This window comes from Kitasatospora sp. NPDC001225 (assembly GCF_053597855.1).
Map to the genome: position 1 here is coordinate 1 of NZ_JBSFJC010000063.1, position 21,458 is coordinate 21,458.

The 21,458-nt window shown below is 75.6% G+C and carries 2 protein-coding genes; both read right to left on the reverse strand.

The genetic code is table 11. The annotated features are described in order from the left end of the window. Positions 1 to 56 precede the first annotated feature (56 nt). Entirely contained in the window at positions 57 to 19,466 is a 19,410-nt protein-coding gene (locus tag ACWDCZ_RS21990) for an SDR family NAD(P)-dependent oxidoreductase (RefSeq protein ID WP_449816733.1), read from the reverse strand. Next, positions 19,463 to 21,457 carry an asparagine synthase (glutamine-hydrolyzing) gene (asnB, locus tag ACWDCZ_RS21995; protein WP_449816734.1) on the reverse strand — a complete coding sequence of 665 codons (1,995 nt, stop codon included), beginning with the start codon at positions 21,455 to 21,457 and terminating at the stop codon, positions 19,463 to 19,465. Before asnB ends, ACWDCZ_RS21990 begins: the two co-directional genes overlap by 4 nt. Position 21,458: the final 1 nt, after the last annotated feature.

Genomic DNA, 21,458 nt, shown 5'->3' on the forward strand with positions numbered 1-21,458 from the left:
GTGCCGCGGGCCCGGCCCTGCGGTGTCCCCGCCCGGCGGCGGGGACACCGGCCCCGCTACCGGCCGGCCACGACCTCCCGGAGGGCCGCCACCCAGTCGTCCGCCAGCCACCGGGCGGTGGCCTCCTCGAACAGCCGGGTGTCGTACTTCAGGAAGGCCTTGTAGCCGTCCTCGTCCCGGTAGACCTCCAGGGCGAGGGGATACTCCCCCGGGTAGGGCAGGTCGTCGAAGGCCCGGAGGTCCAGGTCGCCGGGAGCGGTGGGCGCCCCGTTGGTCAGCAGCTCCGCGCCGTCGAAGTTCTGGAACAGGAAGTTGGTCCGCACCAGCGGTCCGTCCCCGTCGCCCCGGGCCCGGACGATCTCGGCCAGCGGGTAGGCGCCGTGCTCGATCCCGGCCAGCACCCGGCGGTGGAGGGAGCGGAGCAGCCCGGCGACGTCCTCCGTGGCGGTGGACCGGATCGGCAGGCAGTTCGCGAACTGGCCGACGACGTCCTGGAACCGCTCCTCGTAGCGGGCGGCCGTGGTGACCCCCGCGATCAGGTCGTCCTGGCCGGTCACCCGGTGGAGGAAGCGGGTGTAGCCGGCGAGCAGCACGGTCGAGGCGCTGACCCGGTGGCTCCTGGCCGTCGTGGCGACCGAGTCGGCCAGCTCCCGCGGCAGCCGGGTCACGACCACGTCCGCGCGCGGCAGCCGCCCCGGGACCGGCGGGCGGTCGTACGGCAGGTCCAACCGCCCGTCCGCGCCGGCCAGTTCGGCCAGCCAGTGGTCCCGGTGCCGCTGCCCGCGCGGGCCGGCCAGCAGCTCCTCCTCCCAGGCGGTGTAGTCGCCGAACTCGGCGCTCCGCAGCCGTCCCCGGCCCCGGTAGGCGTCCTTGAGGGTGCGGACCAGCAGGGCCGTCGAGGTCCCGTCCAGCAGGATGTGGTGCGCGGTGACCAGCAGGAGCCGGCGGCCGTCGGGCAGGGCGGCCAGGTGCGCCCGGACCAGCGGACCGGCGGCCAGGTCGAAGGGCGCGCCGACCAGTTCGCGCAGCGCGGCCAGCCGGCCGTCCCGCGTGGTGGGCGTGAGGTCGACCCGTTCGAAGGACGGGCCCCGGGCCGGATCGACGTCCAGGTACGGGACGCCGTCCCGCTCGGCGACCACCGCGCCCAGCAGCGGGTGGATCCGGGCCTGCTCCCGGACCGCGCGTTCCAGCGCCGCCTCGTCCGGGTCGCCGTGGACCTCGAACAGGAGCGGGAGGTGGTAGGCGACGGAGTCCGGGCAGCGCACCTGGTCCCGGTACATGGTCAGTTGGCCGCGGGACAGCGCCCAGCGCCGGCCGGGTTCACCGGTGCTGTCGGTGGTGTCGGGGGCGCCGGCCAGGCGGGCGCAGAGGGCGTCGACGCTCTCGGCCTCGAACAGCAGGGTGGGGGAGACGTCCTCGCCGAAGTCCTCGCGCAGGGCGTTGGTGAGCTGGAGGACCAGGATCGAGTCCAGGCCGTAGTCGGTGAGCGGGGCCGAGGAGTCGATCCGCTCGGCCGGGATGCCGAGCACGGTCGCCGCCTTGGCCAGGACCAGCGCCGCCGGATCGGCCGGCGGCCGGGCGGTCAGGGTGTCCACCGGCCGGGCGGGCCGGGCGTCGACGGGCCGGCTGTCGACGGGCCGGGCGGGCCGGGGGTCGACGGCGGGCGCCTGCGGTCGGGCCGGCGGGGTGTCGACCACCCGGGCCGGCGGCCGGGCCTCCGAGCGTCGGTCGGGCGCCGCGGACGTCTCCCGTCCACCTCCCGCCGGTGCCGCCGGTGCCGCCGGCACCCGCTGCCGGGCCACCCCGTCGCTCTCCGCCGCGATCACCTGCTGCCCCAGCGGGAGCGCCCGGGACACCGGGAACACGACGGTGCGGAAGCCCTCACCGGCCAGCACGTCCCGCCAGTTCCCGGGCGACAGCGCCGGCGAGCCGGGGATCCGCAGCGACCGGTCGTCGAACAGCCACCAGCCCTCCAGCAGGCCGAAGGTCACATGGCTGAACAGGTCGAACGCCGAGAGCTCGTTCAGCAGCAGCCAACCGCCGGGCCGCAGCGCGGCCTTGGCGTTGCGCAGGGTGTTGCGGGTGTCCTTGGTCGCGTGCAGCACGTTCGCGGCGATGACCAGGTCGAAGGCGCCCTCGGCGACCTCCTGCCCGGCCAGCGGCCGTTCGATGTCGAGCAGCCGGCAGTCCAGGTACGGGACCTCCGGCCCGTACGAGGCCCGAGCGTGGTTCAGGAAGGCCTTGGAGACGTCCGTGTAGACGTAGCGCTCGATGCTGTCCCGGTACGGCTGGAGGGCGGCGAACATCCCCACGCTGGTGCCGCCGGTGCCCGCGCCGACCTCCAGGATCCGCAGCCGGGCGCCCGGGTCCCGGCGCAGCCGGTCGGCGACCAGACCGGCGGCGGTGGCGGCCATGGCGCGGTTGAACAGGTCGGCGGCGCGGTTGTCGCGGTAGCAGCCCTCCACCAGCTCCATGGAGCCGCGCGGGAACATCACGTCGGTGGGCCGGACGCGGCCGGTCAGGATCCCGGGCAGGGCCCCGAGCATGGCCGCGGCCAGGCGCAGCTCCGCCGCCCGGTCGGGGTCCGCGGACCACCGGGCGCACTGCCGCTCCCACCGGGCCAGCACCTGGTCCGCTGGCTCCGCCGGCGCCAGGAGCCGCTGGGCGTGCTCCCACCACTGGGCGTACTGCGGCAGGACCGCCGCGCGGTCGACGTCGGCCAGCTGGGCGGCGAGGACCTTGGCGAGCCACGGGTCCCGCTCGGCCCGCCGCCACCGGACGACCTCGTCCAGGGCGGCGTCCGTCTCGTCGACGCCGGCCGGCAGCGTGCCGGGGCGCGGCAGGACGGCCGGGCCGTGCGCGGAGACCCGGGTGGCGCGGTCGAAGTTGGGCAGGGTGTTGCGCCGGTCGGTGCGGACGTAGGCGAGCTGCCGCTGCGGGCCGCCGAGCAGGGCGGCCAGGGCGGCGAGCCCCTCCGGCGGTTCGATCGACACCAGCCCGACCCGGGTCATCCGCTCCCGGTAGAACTCGGAGGTGACGCTCCCGAGTCCGCCCCACCAGCCCCAGTTCATGACCCGGACCGGGGTGTCCCAGTGCTGCCCGAGGGCGTGCGCGTAGGCGTCGCTGAAGGTGCAGCCGGCCGCGTAGTTGCCCTGGCCGGCGGCGGTCGTGAAGGACTGCATGGAGGACAGCAGGACCGCGAAGTCGAGCGGTTCGCCGTCGAAGGCCTCGGCCATGGCGGTCGTCACGTCGACCTTGGCGGCCAGCGCGGCGCGCAGGTCGGCCTCGTCCATCCGCGCGACGGTGCTGTCCCGCAGCACCAGCGCCGCCTGGACGACGCCGTGCACCCGGGGGTGGCGGCGCCTGACCTCGGCCAGGACCCGGCGCAGCGCGGCCGGGTCGCCGGCGTCGGCCTGGAGGTAGCGGACGTGCTCCGGTCCTCCGGCGGAGCGGATCCGGTCCGCCACGGTGGCGTCGTGCGCCCGGCGGCCGATCCAGGTGACGTGGGCGCCGTGGTTCCGCACGACGTGCCGGGTCCACGCGGAGCCCAGCCCGCCGGCGCCGCCGATGACGACGTACACGCCGCCCTCCCGGTACACCGGCCGCTCCGGGGCCTCGCACGGGGCCCAGCGGCGGGCCAGCCACTGGCCGGTGCGCCGGACCCAGGAGTCGTCGGGGGACTGGGCGGGCAGGGCGGTGAGGTCCGCGGGCCAGCCGGAGCCGTCCAGGTCGACGCGGCGGACGGTCCAGTTGCCGTACTCCCGGCCCAGCGAGCCGAACAGGCCGTGCAGCCCGGCGTGCGCGGGCTGGACCTCGTCGTCCGCGTGGGTGGCGAGCGCACGGGTCGTCACCAGGGTGATCCCGAGCGGCCTGGCGTCGTAGCCCGCCGCGACCAGCGCCTTCACCAGGCGGAACGCGGCGACCACCCCGTCCTCCTGCGCGGCGGTGTAGCCGGCGGCGTCGGTGGGCGCGAGGTCGGCCTCGGGGGCGGCCCACACCAGGTGGTCGACCGGTCCGAGTCCGCGCAGCGCGGCGGTGGCCTCCTCGACGCTCGCCGAGGCCGGCAGCGGCCAGTGCAGCGCGCCGTCGAGCGGGGCCGGGCCGCCGACGACCAGGACGCGGTCCGCGCCGGAGGGCACCGGGGCGCCGTCCGCGGGGATCGGGTCCCAGACCGGGGCGTAGAGGGCCGGTTCGACGGCGGTTTCGACGGCGGCCTCGACGGCGCCTTCGACGGCGGGCTCGGGCCGGTCCGCGCCGGCCGTTCCGGTAGGGGCCTCCGGGCGGGGTTCGGTGCGGCTCCCGGTCCGGCGGGAGCTGTAGCCGACCAGCCGTACCCGGACCTCGCCGTCCTCGTCCACCAGATCGATGTCGAGCCGGCCGAGCGGTCCGGCCGCCAGGCCCCGCACCACGGCCGTCATGGTCGGGGTGCAGGGGGCGAACAGCTCGAGCCGCTCCAGCGCGAACGGCACGGCGGTGTCCCGCAGTTCGGTCAGGTGCGCCGCGACGGTGGCCTGGATCGCCGAGTCCAGAAGGGCCGGAGTGAGCGCGCCCGGCTCGGCCGCGTCGGGCAGGACCAGGTCGGCGAGCACCGTGTCGGGGCCCACGTGCGCCTGCCGGACGGCCCGCAGGCTCGGGCCGTGCTCGATGCCCATCGACCGCAGGGCCTGGTGGATCCGCTCGCCGGGCACCGTCTCCGGGCACCGCGCGCGCAGCGCGGCGAGGTCCACCCGGGCCGGGCGCGGGGCGTCGGAGGGGGCCAGGGTGCCCTCACTGCGGACCGTCCCGCCGGTCGACAGCGTGAACCGACGGCCGCCGCGGGCGTCGGTGCGCAGGTCGACCAGCACCTCGACGGGTTCCGGCCCGACCTCCAGCGGCCGGACCCACGTCACGTTGGTCATCCGGACGCGGGTGCCGCCCAGGGCCCGACGGGCCAGTTCCAGGTGGGCGACGGCGGGCAGGATGTGCCGGCCCTGCACGACGTGGTCCCGCAGCAGCCCGTCTGTACGGGACAGCGTGACGCGGTCGCGGTCGCGGTCGCGGCCCGCCGCCGGCCCGTGCCGGTCCGGGGCGAACGGGTAGGTCGGCAGCGGGACGAGGCGTCCCCCGGCCGGGGCCGGCGCGTCCCCGACCGGACGGGCGGGCGCGATGCCGTCGAGCACCGCGACCAGTTCGGCGGTGTCGCCCGCCAGGCACTCGAAGCGGTGCTCGAACCGCTTCCGGCCGACCCACAGGGTGTGGGCGAGGTCGCGCAGTTCCACCGAGGGGTGGGCCCGCAGGTGCGCCGCGAGCCGGCGCCGCTGCTCGGCGAGCTGCTGCTCCGTCCGGGCGGACAGGACCACGGGGTGGTCCGCCCTCGGCGCCGGGGGCCGCTCGGCCGACGGCGCCTCCTCGATGACGACGTGGGCGTTGGTGCCGCTGGCCCCGAAGGAGCTCACCACGCCGCAGCGCGGGCCGGCGGCGGGGGCCGCCCAGTCACGGGTCCGGGTGTTGACGTAGAACGGGCTGCCGGCCAGCGGGACCGCCTCGTTGGCGGTCTCGAAGTTCAGCGCGGCGGGGATCCGCCGGTGCCTGAGCGCCAGCAGGACCTTCAGCACGCCCGCGATGCCGGCGGCGAACTGGGCGTGTCCGATCGTGGTCTTCACCGAGCCCAGCGCGCAGTACTCGGTGCGGTCGGTCCGGGCGCGGAAGACCCGGTCCAGGGCCCGGAACTCGATCGGGTCGCCCAGCGGCGTGCCGGTGCCGTGCGCCTCGACCAGGCCGATCCGCTCCACGTCGACGCCGGCCCGCTCGTACAGCCCGCTGATCAGGCTCTCCTGGGAGACCGAACTCGGGGCGGTGATGCCGTTGGTGGCGCCGTCCTGGTTGACCCCGACGGCGGTGATCACGCCGTGGACGTGGTCCCCGTCCGCCAGCGCGTCGGCGAGCCGCTTGAGCACCACCACCCCGACGCCCTCACCGGGGACGAAGCCGTCCGCCCGGTGGTCGAAACTGTGGCAGCGCCCGCTCGGGGAGAGCATCCCCGCGCGGCCCGCGAGCCCGTACAGCCGAGGCGTGGACTGGACGAACACCCCGCCGGCCAGGGCCATCGAGGTCTCGCCGGACCAGAGGTCCTTGCAGGCCAGGTCGAGCGCCACCAGCGAGCTGGAGCAGGAGGTGTCGACGGCGATCGCCGGGCCCTTGAGGTCCAGGGCGTAACTGACCCGGCTCGGGATCACCGAGGCCATGTTGCCCCACAGGGCCTGGGCCGGCGCGTCCCGGTCGAGCAGCTCCAGGTAGTCCCCGGCCCAGGCGCCGACGTACACGCCGCACGGCCGCCGGTCCATCCGGCCGGCGTACCCGGCGTCCTCCAGGGCCTTCCACGACTCCTCCAGCAGCAGCCGCTGCTGGGGGTCCATCGCGGCGGCCTCGGTGCCGGAGATGTTGAAGAACAGCGCGTCGAACTCGTCGATCCGGTCGAGGAACCCGCCCCGGGTGCACGCGCTCAGGCCGTCGAGGCGGAAGCGGGTGGCGTCGGTGACCAGGTCGTCCCCGTTCTCCAGCCGGGTCCACAGCTCGTCCAGCGAGCCGGTGCCCGCGAACCGGCCGCTCATGCCGACGACCGCGATCGGGCCGCGGTCCACCGGGCCGGGGGCGGCCACCGGCTGTCCGGTGGCGGGACGGCGGCTGGTGGCGGGACGGCGGTCGGTGGCCGGGGCGCCGCCGTCGGCGGCTCCGGCGTTCGGCGCGGCGTCAGGCGCGGCGCCCGGTGTGGCGTCGAGCGCGGCCGAGGGCCGGGCCCCGCCGCCGGTCCGGGCCGGCACCATGGCGTCCCGGTGCTCGGCGAGCAGGTGCGCGGCCAGCCGGTCGACCGTGCTGTGGTCGAAGACCACGGTGGTCGAAAGGTCCAGCGAGAGCGCGGTGTTGAGCTCGTGGACCAGCCGGACGGCGAGGATGGAGTCCAGGCCCAGATCGGCGAACGCCGACCCGTCGAGGACCTCGCCGGCCTCCATCGCGAGGGCGGCGGCGACCTTCTCCCGCACCAGCGCGGGCACCAGCCCGTCCAGGTCGGCGGGTTCGGCCGGTTCGTTAAGACCGGCCAGCTCGTCCAGGTCGACCGGTTCGGCGGCCGCGGGGGGAACGGGTGCCGCGGGGGGAACGTCCCCGGACCGGGCCAGGTCGCCGATCCAGAACCGTTCCGCGGCGAACGGGTAGGTGGGCAGGGCGATGGTCCGCCGCGCCTCCCGGTGCGTGCTCCGCCAGTTGATCGCGACGCCGGACGCCCACAGGGCCGCGACCTTGGACAGCTCCCCGGCGGCGCTCCACCGCCGGACGAGCAGCTCCTGGAGCTCGCCGTCCGCGGTGAGTTCCGCGAGCAGCCCGTCGGGCGCCATCCCCGCGCTGCCCCGGAGCCCCCGGCCCTCGCGCAGCGCGTCCCGCAGCTCCCCGGTGGAGGAGACCACGACCGCGTACCGCTCGGCCATCGCCTCCCGGCCCACCTGGAGGGTGTACGCGAGGTCGGCCAGCGGGGTGTCCGGGGCCCGGTCGAGGAACGCGGCCAACCGGTCGACGGAGGCGGCGAGTCGGTCGGGGGTCCGGGCGGAGAGGACGACGACGTGTTCGGCGCCGTCCTCGGTGCCGTCTGCGGGTTGCACGGGGTACTCCTCGACGATCACGTGCGCGTTGGAGCCGCCGGCACCGAAGGAGGACACCGCCGCGATCCGCGGGCCCTCGCTGTGCCAGGGCGCCGCTTCGCGCTGGAGCCGGAAGGGGGACGACCCGAAGTCGATGTTCGGGTTGGGCTGTTCGGCGTTCAGGGTGGGGACCAGTTCCCGGTGCCCGAGCTGCAGCAGCACCTTGGTGAGGCCCGCCACGCCGGCGGCGGCCTCCAGGTGCCCGATGCCGGACTTCACCGAACCGAGCGCGCAGTACTGGCGGTCCTCGGTGTCCTGCCGGAACGCCGCGGCCAGGCCGGCGACCTCGATCGGGTCGCCCAGCTCGGTGCCGGTGCCGTGTGCCTCGACGTACCCGACCTGCCGCGCCGAGACGCCGGCCCGGTCGAGCACCTGACGGATCAGCGCGGCCTGGGCGGTCGGGCTCGGCACGGTGTAACCGGTGCTGCGCCCGCCGTGGTTGACGCCGGTGGCGCGGATCAGGCCCAGCACCCGGTCCCCGTCGGCCAGGGCCCGGGACAGCGGCTTGAGCAGCACGCAGCCGACGCCCTCGCCGGGGACGAACCCGTGGCCGCCGGCGCCGAAGCTGCGGCAGTACCGGTCGGGCGAGAGCATGCCGGAGCGGCACAGCTCGACGTAGTCCAGCGGGTGGGTGTAGACGTTGGCGCCGCCGGCCAGGGCGACCTCGCAGGCGCCGCTGCGGAGTTGCTCGCAGGCCTCGTGGATCGCGGTCAGCGAGGCCGAGCACATGGTGTCCACGGTCAGGCTCGGCCCGCGCAGGTCGAGCAGGTAGGAGACCCGGGCGCTCAGCGAGGCGAACGACAGCCCGGGGACGACGAGTTCACCCGAGGGCAGCCGGCCCGCAGGGTGCCGGGCGTGCCCGACCTTGGTGACGCCGGCGAACACCCCGACCCGGTGGTCGTGCTGCTCGGCGAGGCGGGCGCGGGTGTACCCGGCGTCCTCCAGCACCTCCCAGGCGGCCTGGACGAACAGCCGCTCCTGCGGGTCCATCGCGTAGGCGTCGCGCGGGGCGATGCCGAAGAACCTCGGGTCGAAGTCGGCGAAGCCGTCCAGGAACCCGCCCCACTTGCTGTAGCTGCGCCCGGTGGTCGCGGCGGTGGTGCGGTCGGGTTCGAAGAAGCCGTCCAGCGGCCACCGGTCGATCTCGCGGACGCTGTCGCGGCCGGCCCTGAGGTTCTCCCAGAACTCGCCCAGGTCGGCGGCGCCCGGGTAGCGGCCGCTCAGCCCGATGACGGCGATCGGCTCGTCGGGGCCGGCGGGGCGCCCGGCGGTACGTCCGACGGCGGGTTCCCCGGCGGGGACGGTCCGTCCCGAGGGGGCCGCCGGGGCGGGCCAGGTCGCCCGCTCCGGTACGGGTTGCGGTACGGGCTCCGGGCGGCGTGCGCCGCCGAGCCGGGCGGCCACCGCCCGCAGGTTCGGCTGCTCGTAGAACAGGGTCGAGGAGGCCTCGGGGTAGAACGGGGCCAGCGCACGGTTGAGCTGGATCACCATCACCGAGTCGAGACCGATGTCGACGAACGGCCGGTCCGGGTCCACCGCCTGCGGGGGCAGCTTGCTGACCTCCGCGAAGACCTCCCGCAGGTGGTCCAGCACGGCGCGGTCCGCGGTGCGGCCCCCGGACGGTGCGGGCGCGGGCGGAGCGGCAGCGGCAGCGGCCGGGGCGGGCGAGCCGTGGTGCACCCACACCCGGTCCGCCCCGGTGTGCCAGGCGTCGACCAGGGCGGCGAGGCCCGTCGGCGTCGGCATCGGGACCAGCCCCCGGTCCTCCCACAGGTAGGCCAGGGTGCGGTCGTCGACGGTCATGCCGCCGTCCTGCCACAGCGGCCAGGCCACGGAGAGCGTCCGGCCCCGCCGTTCCCCCCGGGCGACGGCCGCGTTGCGGGAGGCGGCGAACTCGTCGAGGAAGGCGTTGGCGGCCGCGTAGTCGCTCTGCCCGGGGTTGCCGGTGACGGCGGCGCCGGAGGAGTAGGCCAGGACGAACTCCAGCGGGCAGTGCGCGGTGGCCCGGTCGAGGTGGACGAGGCCGTCCGCCTTGGCGCCGAGCACCTCCTCCCACTGCGCCGCGGTCTTCTCCGCGACCAGGGCGTCGCGGACCACTCCGGCGGCGTGCACCACCCCGGTGACCTCGCCCGCCTCGGCGACGAGGTGGCGGACCTCCTCCCAGCGCGAGAGGTCGGCCCGCACGTAGCGCGCGACCGCGCCGGCCTGCCGCAGGTCGGCCAGCAGCGCCTCCACCCGCTCGTCGGCCGGCGACCGGCCCGCGAGGACGAGGGTGGGCCGGCGGACGTCGGCGGCGATCCGGCGGGCCGTCGCGGCGCCGATGCCGCCGGCGCCGCCGGTGACGAGGTAGACGCCGCCGTCCCGCCACGGCGGGGCGGAGCCGGTGGCCGGGGGAGCGACGGGGGTCCAGCCGAGGGTCTGCCGGACGCCGTGGCGGTAGCGGACGAGGTCGTCCGCGCCGTCGGCGTTCTCCGTGACCGCGGTGGCCGGGTCGACGCCCGCGGCGCCGTCCAGGACGATCACCTGGCCGAGGACCCCGGGGTCCTCCTTGGCCACCGAGCGCAGCAGGCCGGCCAGGGCCGCCGAGTCCGTGACCACCTGGACCAGCACCGTGCCCTCCTCGGCCGCCAGGCCCCGGACGGTCTCCAGCAGCTGCCAGGACAGGTCGCGGAACCGGCTCTCCGGCCGCTGTTTGGCGGTCTCCAGCCGGATCGCCCCGGGGACGTCGCCGTCGACCCCGCACAGCACGACCGCGCGGCGGTCGTGGCGGCGGCCCGGCGCGGCGGGGGCCGGAGCCCAGGCCGGGACGGACAGGACCGTGACGGCCTCAGGGGCGGCGCCGGGAGCGGCGGCCGCTTCGGTGTCCGGTGCCGCGACGGGCGCCGGGGCGGGCTCGGCCTCCGGGTGCCAGAAGCGGTCCCGGGCGAAGGGGTACCCGGGCAGGCGCACCCGGCCGGGCGTCGGCCCGCCGGTCCAGGCCGACCGGTCGAGGGCCTCGCCCGCGAGCCAGCGCGCCGCCGGACCGGCGGCCTCGCCCCGGTCGCCGGTGGCGACGAACGCCCGCAGACGGTCGGCGAGTTGGGCCACGCTGGACACCGTCCAGGCGATCCGCTCGGCCATCTCCTCCCGGCCGGCCAGGAGGGTCCAGGCGACCGAGCGCAGGGACACCCCCTCCGACCGCTCCAGGAAGGCCAGCAGGTCCCGGGCCCGGTCGGTCAACTGCCCCGGGGTGCGCGCCGAGAGCGGCACCAGGACGTCCCCGGCGGGCTCCTCCCGGTCCGCCCGGACCGGGACGTACTCCTCGACCACGACATGGGCGTTGACGCCGCCGAAGCCGAAGCTGCTCACCCCGGCGCGCCTCGGCCCGTCCCGGCCGTCGCGGTCGCGCGGACGCGGCCAGGGCTCGTTCTCCCGGACCAGGTGGAAGGGCCCGTCGTCGAGTTCGACGAACGGGTTGACCCGCCGCAGGTGCCGGTTCGCGGGCAGCACCCCGTGCCGGAGCGAGAGCAGCACCTTCAGCAGCCCGGCGATGCCGGCGGCGGACTCCAGGTGCCCGATGTTGGTCTTGACCGATCCCAGGCCGCACGCGCCGTCGTCGCTCCGGCCGAGCCGGCGGAAGGCCGTGCGCAGCGCGCGGACCTCGACCGGGTCGCCGAGGGCCGTGCCGGTGCCGTGGGTCTCGATGTAGCCGATGGTGTCCGGGTCGAGGTCGCCGACGGCCGCGGTGACCAGCTCGGCCTGGGCGTCGGCGTTCGGCGCGGTGAGCGAGTTGGCCCGTCCGCCGTGGTTGTAGGCGCTGCCCCGGAGCACGCCGAGGATCGCGTCGCCGTCCCGCTCGGCCGCCGCCAGCGGCTTGAGGACGACGGCCCCGACGCCCTCGCCGCGCACGTAGCCGTTCGCGTCGGCGTCGAAGGTGCGGCACAGGCCGTCCGGGCTGAGCATCCCCGCGCGGTGGGCGCTGACGAAGGTGCCGGCGTCGAGCAGGACGTTCACCCCGCCCGCGATCGCCAGGTCGCAGGCGCCGGACCGGATGGCCTCCATGGCGCGGTGCACCGCCACCAGCGAGCTGGAGCAGGCGGTGTCGATGGGCTCGCTCGGGCCGCGCACGTCGAGCAGGTAGGAGATGCGGTTGGCCAGGATCGAGTGGTTGGTGCCGGTCGCGGTGAAGGCGTCCGGCCGCACCCCGCGGGTGCTGAGCAGGGTCGCGTAGTCGTTGTTGGTGACGCCGATGAACACCCCGGTGTTGGAGGGGAGTTCGCTCGGCCGGTGGGCGCTGTCCTCCAGCGCCTGCCACACCGTCTCCAGCACCAGCCGGTGCTGCGGGTCCATCAGTTCGGCCTCGCGCGGCAGGATCCGGAAGAACGCCGCGTCGAAGGCGTCGACCTCGTCGAGGGCGCCCATCCGCCGGGGGAAGTCCAGGGCGGTGATGGCCCGGCGCTGCTCCTCGTCGTAGCGGTCCAGCGGGAAGGCGGTGACGGAGTCCCGCCCGGCCAGCAGGTTCGCCCAGAACTGGGTGAGGTCGCGGGCGCCGGGGAAGCGTCCGGCCGCGCCGATCACGGCGATCGGCGTGTCCGGGGCCCGTCCGGGCCGGTCCGGGAGGGGACGGCGCCCGGTGGCGGGGGCCGTCGCGGAGGCTGTCACGGGGGTCGTCACGGCGGCGGTCGCGGGGACGGCTGCCGGGACGGTCGCGGGGCGGGCCGCCGGTCGGCGCGGCGCGGCCGAGGCCCCGTGCTCCGCGACCAGGTGGGCGCCCAGCGCCTCCAGGGTGCTGAGGTCGAAGAACACGGCCGGGCTGACCTTGGCGCCGAAGCGCTCCTCGATCTGCTTGGCGAAGTAGACCAGGGAGATCGAGTCGAAGCCGAACTCGTCCATGCCGGTCCGGGGGTCGAGCTCCTCCGGCTCGAACTTCAGCAGCCCCGCCGCGATCTCGCGCAGCACCTCCACGACCCCGTCCGCACCCGAAGGTCCGGACGTGCCCTCCGCCGGCGCGGGAGTACCCGGCTCGGGGCGGAGTACGGCGGGCCGGGGGGCCCGGCGGGCCGCCGGTGGCGTCCCCCCGGTGCCGCACAGCACGCCCTCCAGCGCGCCGAGCACCTCGCCCGAAGCGTCGGCCAGGAGGATCCGGTCGGCGCCGAGGAGGACGTGGGCGACCGGCCCGCCGGACCGGACGGTGACCCGGTCGATCCGGTGCGGCGCGACCCGCTGCCAGTCCGGGTGCCCGGCCCGGCGGGCCGTCCACTGCACGCCCAGGGCGATCGCCGCGAGGACGGACGGTTCGACGGTCACGTTCCGCCGGGCGTGGTCCTGCTGGACGCCGGGGCGGGACAGGTGCAGGACGCTGCTGCCGTCCGGGGCGGCGGACACCGCGTCGACGGCGCAGGAGGCGGCCCGGGGGACGACGCCGCCCTCGGCCAGTTCGGCCAGGAGGCCCGCCCGGTCCAGCACCTGCCGCAGGCCGGTGAGGTCGATCCGGCCGGTGGGCGCGTCGGCCGCCCGGACGGTGAACTCGACGGCCGGCGGCCCGTCCCCGGCCCGCACCAGGCCGTGGCCGTCGGCGAACTCCGTGACGAGGCGGTCGGTGGCCGACCAGTCGACCGGCCGCAGCACCCGCAGGTCCTGGACGGCCGGCTCGGCCGCGTACCCGCTGACCTTCGCGGTGGCGAGCGCGAGGTCCACGGCGAAGGTGGACACCACGACGGGGAGCCCGTCCTGGCGGTAGGTGTAGTCCTGGAGGTCGTCGAGCCGCAGGTCCGCGGCGTAGCGCAGGCCGTGGACGTCGGACTCGTTGCGCCCCAGGAAGGGGTGCAGCCGCTCGCGGTGGGCCAGCGGGGCGAGCACGGTCGGCGCGTCCTGGTCCACCTCGACCCAGCAGCGCACCCGGTCGAAGGGGTACGGGGGCAGCGGGACCCGCCGGGCCGTGGGCAGCCGGTCCCAGTCGACGCTGCGGCCCGCGAGCCAGGTCCGGGCGATCTCGTGCTCCGGCAGGTCCCGGCGGCCCGCCGCCCAGCCGTCCAGGGCGGCCAGGGCGGCCGCCTTGTCGGCCGCCACGAAGGCCCAGCGGTGCGGCAGTTCGTTCCTGCCGACCCGCAGGGTGAAGGCGATGTCGGGGAGGTCGGCCTCGCGGGCCCCGGCGAGGTGGTCGCGGAAGACGGCCAGGTGGCGTCCGAGGGCGTCCTCGTTCATGGCGGAGAACACGAACAGCTGCTCGCCGAAGGGCTCCTGGCGCTCCGGCCGCGGCGGGTACTCCTCCAGGATGATGTGGGAGTTCATGCCGCCGGCGCCGATCGAGGTGAGGCCGGCCCGGCGCGGGTGGGTGACCTCCCGGCCGTCGACCGTGGTGACGACCGGCTGCCAGTCGGCGAGGGTCTGCTGGACCCGGAACGGGGTGTCCGCGAAGTCGATGTCCGGGTTGAGCTCCGCGCTGTGCAGGGACGGCACCAGCTTGCCGTGCCGCAGCTGGAGCAGCACCTTCGCCAGGCCCACCATCCCGGCGGCGGCGAGCAGGTGGCCCATGGTGGCCTTGACCGAGCCGAGGGCGCAGAACTGCCGGTCCTCGGTGTACTTCCGGAACGCCGAGGTGAGGGCGCGGACCTCGATCGGGTCGCCCAGGGCGGTGCCCGAGCCGTGGCCCTCGACGTAGCCGATCGTCCTCGGGTCGATCCCGGCGTCCTCGACGGCCTTCTCGATCGCGCGGGCCTGCATGCCGGGGCTCGGCACGGTGAAGCCGTTGCGCACACCGGCGTTGGACAGGGCGGTGCCCTTGATCACGGCGTACACGTGGTCGCCGTCGCGCTCCGCGTCGACCAGCGGCTTGAGCACCACCGCGCCGACGCCCTCGCCGAGGATGGTGCCGTCCACGCCGACGCCGAAGCTGCGGATCACGTCGGAGGTGCCGGTGGTGAAGTGCTCCTGCGAGGAGGTGATCAGGTTGTACGGGTGCAGCAGCAGGTTGATGCCGCCCGCGACCACCATCCGGCACTCGCCGGCCCGCAGCATCTGCACGGCCTGGTGGACGCAGGTCGAGGAGGCCGAGCACATGGTGTCCACGAAGATCGATGGCCCGGTCAGGCCGTAGAAGTAGGACAGCATGTTCGGGATCGTCCCGGTGTAGCTGCCGCTCTGCGGGGCGCCGCGGGTGAGGCTGTTCTGGAAGCCGTACAGGTTGTAGTGGTTGCTCATCGTCCCGACGAGCACGCCGACGTCGCCCTGGTAGCGGCGCCGGATGGTCTCCCGGGAGTAGCCCGAGTCCTCCAGCGCCTGCACGCCGGCCTGGAGGAACAGCCGCACCTCCGGGGACATCTGCTCGGCCTCGCGCTTGGAGATCCGGAAGTACCGGGGGTCGAAGGCGTCGATGTCGCGCAGGAAGGTCCCGGTCCGGATCACGCTCTTGCCGGGCACGGCCCGGTCGCTGTCGTGGACGACGCGGTGGTCCCAGCGGTCGGCGGGGACCTCGGTGAAGCTGTGCCGGCCGTTCTCCAGCAGCTCCCACAGCTCGTCGAGGGTGTCGGCGCCGGGGTAGCGCCCGGAGACCCCGATGATCGCGATGTCGTGCCGGTCGTCGCGGTCCCGGTGCGGGCCGGACGGCTCCGCGCGGGCCTCGGGGGCCTCGACGGCAGAGACGGCGCTGACGGCGGCAGGGGTCCGGGCGGGTACCTCGACGGGCTCCGGCTCGGGTTCGGCCCGCGGTGCCGCCTCGCCGAGGACGGCCTCCAACTGCTCCCGCCGGGACTCCACGAAGTGGGCGGCGACGTCGGCGATGTTGAGGTACTCGAAGAAGATGGTCTTGGACAGCGGCCCGAACAGCTTCTCCAGCTCGGCGGTCACGCCCATGATGCTCAGCGAGTCGATGCCGTACGCGACGAGGTCGGTGGCCGGGTCGAGGTCCTCCGGCCGGTGCCGGAGGACCTCGGCGACGATCCGCCGCAGCAGCTCCTCGGTCCGCTCGGTCAGGTCCCCGCCGTCGCCGCCGGGTACCGGGCCGGCGGGTGCGGCGGTCCGAACCGGTGTGCCCGGTACGGCGGTTCGGACCGGTGAGGCGGGCCGGGCCGCGAGCGTGGCGCCCGCGCCGTAGCCGACCACGACGTGCGCCGGGGCGTCGGCGCGCAGCGCCCCGCCGAGCGCGCGCAGCCCGTCCTCGGTGGGCAGCGGCTCCCAGCCCCGCTCGCGGCGCATCGCCTCCCGGCCGGCCGCGTCCATCGTCATGCCGCCGTCGGCCCACAGCGGCCAACTGACCGCGACGGTACGGCCGGTGCGCTCGCCGGCGTCGACCAGGGACTGCCGGTGCGCGGCGAACGCGTCCAGGAAGGCGTTGGCCGCGGCGTAGTCGGACTGGCCGGGGTTGCCGTACACCCCGGCGACCGACGAGAAGAGCACGAAGTGGTCCAGGTCGAGGTGGCGGGTGGCGGCGTCGAGGTTGAGCGCGCCGCGGATCTTCGGCGCGCCCACGGTGCGGACGTCGGCCAGGTCCTTGCGCACCAGGTACTGGTCGCGCAGGACGCCGGCCGCGTGGACGACGCCGTCGAGCGAGCCGTGGTCGCGCAGGATCGTCTCGACCGCGGCCCGGACCTCCTCGGCGTCGGCCACGTCCACCGGCAGGTGGTGGGCGTCGACGCCGTCGGCGCGCAGCTCGGCGAGCGGGCCGGTGGCGGACCGTCCGCTGAGCACCACCGTGGCCCCGGCGCGGCCGAAGTAGCGGGCCAGGTGCGGACCGAGGCCGCCCAGGCCGCCGGTGATCCAGTACACCCCGCCGGTCCGCAGCTCCGGGACGGCCGGGCCGGCCGCGAGCGGGGCGTCGACGGGTTCCAGCACCTGCCGGACCCCGTCGGCCCGGCGGCGGACCTCGCTGTCGGCGCCCTCGTCCGCGCACTCCTCGGCGACGATCCGCTCGACCGTCGCCGGGTCCGCGCCCTCCAGGCCGTCGACGCGCACCACCCGGCCGGTGACCAGCGGGTTCTCCAGGGCCACCGTGCGGAACAGCCCCGCCAGCGGCCGGTGGAAGTGCGCGGGGGCCCGCCCGTCGACCAGCACCACGAACCGGTGCTCGGTGGTGGGCCGGGTGAGCAGCAGCTCCCGGACGGCGGCGAACACCGTGTCCGTCATGGCCTCGACGCCGTCGGCCGGGGCCGAGGGGGCGACGCCCGGCAGCTCCGGGGTGTGCGGGGTGCGGGCCGGGCCGCCGGGGACGGCCGGCCGGTCCGTCCACCGGGTGGTGGCGGTGACGACGCGCGGGCCGGTGCCGGTGGTGCGCTGGGCGAGCCCCCGGACCGTGGCGTGCACGGTGCCCTCGTGGTCGCACAGGTCGATGTCGAAGGTGGCCACCGCGCCGGAGCCCCCGGAACCGCCGGTCCGCCGGATCCAGGCCCAGCTCTCGGCCGGGCACGGCCCGTGGACCAGGACCTCGTCCAGGGCCAGCGGCAGGGTCGGCCCGGCGGTGTCCGGCATCAGCGTGACGGAGACCTGGAAGGCCGCGTCCAGCAGGCTCGGCGGCAGCAGGTGTCCGCCGTCCTCGGGCTCGGTCGGCCGGATGCGGGCGAGTGCCCCGTCCGGGCCGGTGCGCAGCTCCCGCAGCGCGCGCATGGCCGGGCCGTACTCCAGGCCCTGGGCGTGCAGCCGCCGGTGGACGGCGGCGGGCTCGGCCGGGTCCGGGCAGGAGGCGCGCAGCGCGGCCAGGTCGAGCGGGGCCGGCGGCGCGGGCGGGACGAGCTCGGCGCGGCCGGTGCCGTGCTCCGTGCCGTCGCGTACGAACGCGACGGCGATCCCGTGGTCCCCGGGCGTCAGTTCGACCTGGACGTCGACGGGTTCCTCGTCGACGGTGATCGGCCGCACCCAGGCCAGGTCGTGCAGCCGGACGGTCCCCGTCCCGGTGGCCGAGAGCGCCACGGCGGCCCGGGCCATCTCGACGTAGGCGGCGGCGGGCAGCACCCGCCGGCCGCCGACCCGGTGGTCGTCGAGGAAGGGTTCGGCGCCGGTGAACGTCGAGGTGTAGCGCTGCTGCGCCAGGTCGGAGGTGTTGCGGTGGACGAGGGGGTGCAGCTGCCCGGCGGGGGCGACGGGCTCCGGCACGCGGTACCAGTGCCGGTCCCGCGCGAACGGGTAGGTGGGCAGCCGCACCCGCTGGGCGCCGGGGTGGTGCGGCCAGTTCGCGTCGCCGCCCGCCAGCCAGTCGGCGACCGCGGTCATCAGCTCGGGGCCGGCGCCGGCGGGGTTGGCGGCGTCGCCCGCCGGGAGCTCGCCGGACACCAGCGTCCCCAGCGCGGCGACGAGTTGGTCCCGGTCGGCGACGACGAGCGCGGCCCGGACGGCCAGCGGTTCGCGGCCCACCCGCAGGGTGTGGGCGATGTCGGCCGGCGACTGCTGCGGCAACAGCGCGGACTCCGGCGCGAGCAGGTGCTCGCGCAGCAGTCCGGCGAGCACCCGCAGCCGCTCGGGGCTGCGCGCCGACAGCGGGACGACGTACGGGCCCGGCGCGCCGGCCGAGGAGGTGCGGCGGTGCGGTTCCTCCATCAGCACATGGGCGTTGGTCCCGCCGAAGCCGAAGGAGCTGACGCCGGCCCGGCGGGGCGCGCCGTCCGCGGCCGGCCAGGGCCGGGTCCCGTCGACGATGTAGAAGGGGCTGCCGGCCAGGTTGATCAGCGGGTTCAGGTTCCGGAAGTTGACGGTCGCGGGCAGCACCCCGGCCGTCATGGCGGCGACGACCTTCACCATGCCCGCCACCCCGGCGGCGGATTCCAGGTGCCCGATGTTGGTCTTGACCGAGCCGATGCCGGTGGTGTCCGGGTCGGGTTCGGTCCCGGCGGCCTCGTGCAGGTTGCGGAAGGCGCGCTTGAGGCCGACGATCTCGATCGGGTCCCCGACCGGGGTGCCCGGCCCGTGCGCCTCGATGTAGCCGACGGTGCCGGGCGCGACGCCCGCCCGGGTGTAGACGTCCTCGATCAGCGCGGCCTGGGCGGTCGGGCTGGTCACGGTCAGCGAGTTGGTCCGGCCGCCGTGGTTGGTGCCGACGCCCTTGATCACCCCGTGGACCGGGTCGCCGTCCGCGATCGCCCGGGCGAGCGGTTTGAGCAGCAGGACCGCCCCGCCCTCGCCCCGGACGAACCCGTCGGCGCCCTCGTCGAAGGCCTGCGCCCGGCCGGTGGGCGAGAGCATGCCGGCCTTGCTGAAGGCCACGAAGTGCTTCGGGGACCAGCACAGGTTGACGCCGCCGGCCAGCGCCAGGTCGCAGTCCCCGTTGTTGAGCGCGGTCACGGCCTCGTAGACGGACACCAGGGAGCTGGAGCAGGCGGTGTCGTTGGTGATGCTCGGGCCGTGGAGGTCGAAGTGGTAGGAGAGCCGGTTGGCGACGATCGAGTACGCCGTTCCGGTCGGGAAGTAGGCGTCGGTCGCCACGTCGTCGCGTTCGATGAGTTCGGCGTAGTCGGCGTGGCAGACGCCCATGAAGACCCCGGTGCGGCTGCCCGCGAGCTCGCTCGCGCGGTAGCCCGCGTCCTCGACGGCCTTCCAGGCGAGTTCGAGGGCGAACCGCTGCTGCGGGTCCATCGTCTCGGCCTCGCGCGGGGAGATGGCGAAGAAGGCGGCGTCGAAGCGGTCCGCGTCCTCGATGAACCCGGCCCAGATGCTGTTGGTCCGTTCGCCGCCGTTGCGCGGGTCCCCGAAGTAGCGTTCCTTGGACCACCGTTCGGCCGGGACCTCGGTGATCAGGGAGCGTCCGGCGGCGAGGTGGTCGAAGAGCGTGGCGAGGGTGTCGGCCCCGGGGAAGCGCAGGGCGAGTCCGATGATGGCGATGCCGTCGGTGGTCACCGGGCCTCCTTTCCGGTCCGGACGGCGTGGCGCCGGTCCACGGTCACTTTCAGGTCGAGCGCCGGGGCGGCCGATCCGCCGTTCCGGCCGGCGCCGTCGAGCACGAACTGCCGGTGGAGCACGGCGGTGGTGAGCAGGTAGACGAAGGCCTGGTCCTCCTTGGTGCTCACGTCCTCGGCGGGCGAGGCCATGACGCGGTCCGTCAGGCGGCGGGCGAACCGCTGGTCCAGGAAGTCGAGCTTGCCCAACTCGGTGTCGGACAGGAGGAGTTCCAGGTAGTCCGGGCGGTGCTCCTTGAACACCTCGCTGCCCGGGGCGCGGTAGGGCTGCTTGGGGCGGTCCGTGGTCCACTGCGGCAGCTCGGCGCGGAACGCCTTCTTCAGGACGGCCTTCTCGTTCCACCCGTCGTCGAAGCGGAGGTTGACCGCGGAGGCGGCCCGGACCACCGCCGGGTCGAGGAACGGGCAGCGGTTCTCCACGCTGTGCGCCAGGGCGACGCGCTCGCCCTGGGTCGAGAGCAGGAAGCCGGGCAGCAGGGTCTTGTACTCCAGCCACTGGGCCTTCTGCACCGCGGACATGGCCTGGTAGCCCGGCGCCCGGGCGACCAGGTCGAGCAGGTCGGCGAACGGGTCCTTGCGGGAGGCGAGCAGCCGGGCCGCGAACCTGCCGTTCTGGTACCGCAGTTCGTGGGAGAACAGGCCGGGCAGCCGCTCGGTGGCGAACTGCTGGTACAGGCCGAGCAGGTGGCCCTGGTGGGCCGGGCCGAAGTGCGCCAGCTCCGGGTGCAGGGTGGCGAGTCCGGCGCGCCGCTCGGCGTCGGTGAGCCCGTGCCAGCGTTCGCGCAGCATGGTCTCCCGGAACAGGGAGTAGCCGAGGAAGGCCTCGTCGGAGCCCTCGCCGCTGAGCACGGTCTTGATGCCCGCGTCGCGGACGTGGCGGGAGAGCAGGAACATCGGGACGAAGGACGTCCGGAAGGCGGGCACCTCGGCGTGGTACACCGCCGACGGGAGGTTGTCGGCGATGTCCGCGCCGGTGACCGGGAGGGCGGAGTGCAGGGTGCCCAGGTGCTCGGCGACCAGCAGCTGGCTGTCGGACTCGTCGAAGTTCTTGTCCCGGAAGGCCACCGAGAAGGTGCGGACCTGGTGCCGGGACAGCTGGGTGGCGAGGCTGGTGACCACGGAGGAGTCGAGGCCGCCGCTCAGGTAGACGCCGACCTCCACGTCGGAGCGCAGGCGCAGCTCCACCGCGGTGCGCAGGCTCTCCCGGACGAACGCGACCGCCTCCGGCTCGGTGCCGTCGAAGCCCGGTACGTCGAAGGAGAGTTCCTCGTACGCGAGCGGCGAGCGCAGGCCGCCGCCGGCCTCCAGGTAGCAGCCCATGGGCAGTTGGCGGACACCGGCGAACGGCGTGCGGTCGGGCAGCGGCGTCCACACCGCGTAGATCGACGCGAGGTCCGGCGGGGAGAGCTCGAAGCGGAAGCCGGGGAACGCGCCGAAGGCCTTCGCCTCGGAGGCGAACAGGAGGGCGCCGCCGTGCTCGGCGTAGTACAGCGGGCGCTTGCCGTACCGGTCGCGGGCCAGGACGAGCCCGCCGGTGGCGGTGTCCCTGATCGCGAGCGCGAACGGGCCGTTGAAGCGGGCGAAGCAGGCCGGGCCCCACTGGATCCAGGCCTGGAGGGCGACTTCGGTGTCGGAGTGGTCGGTGCGGAACGGGCGGCCCAGGCCCTCCAGTTCCGCGCGCAGTTCGACGTGGTTGTAGATCTCGCCGTTGAAGCAGATCCAGTAGCGCTCCGTCGGGTCCGACATCGGCTGGGCGCCATCGGCGGGATCGACGATCGCCAGCCGTACGGTGCCCATCGCGAGCCCGTCGTCCAGGTAGTAGCCGGCCTGGTCCGGTCCGCGGTGGCGGATGGTCGAGAGCATCGAGGTGATGACCTCGTCGGGTGCTCCGGTCAGTGGTGGGTCCGCGAGGAACCCGGCGATTCCGCACATG

What these genes read in the sequence shown, in the direction of transcription:
- asnB (WP_449816734.1), bottom strand. Translation starts at nt 21,457, where the DNA reads ATGTGCGGAATCGCCGGGTTCCTCGCGGACCCACCACTGACCGGAGCA.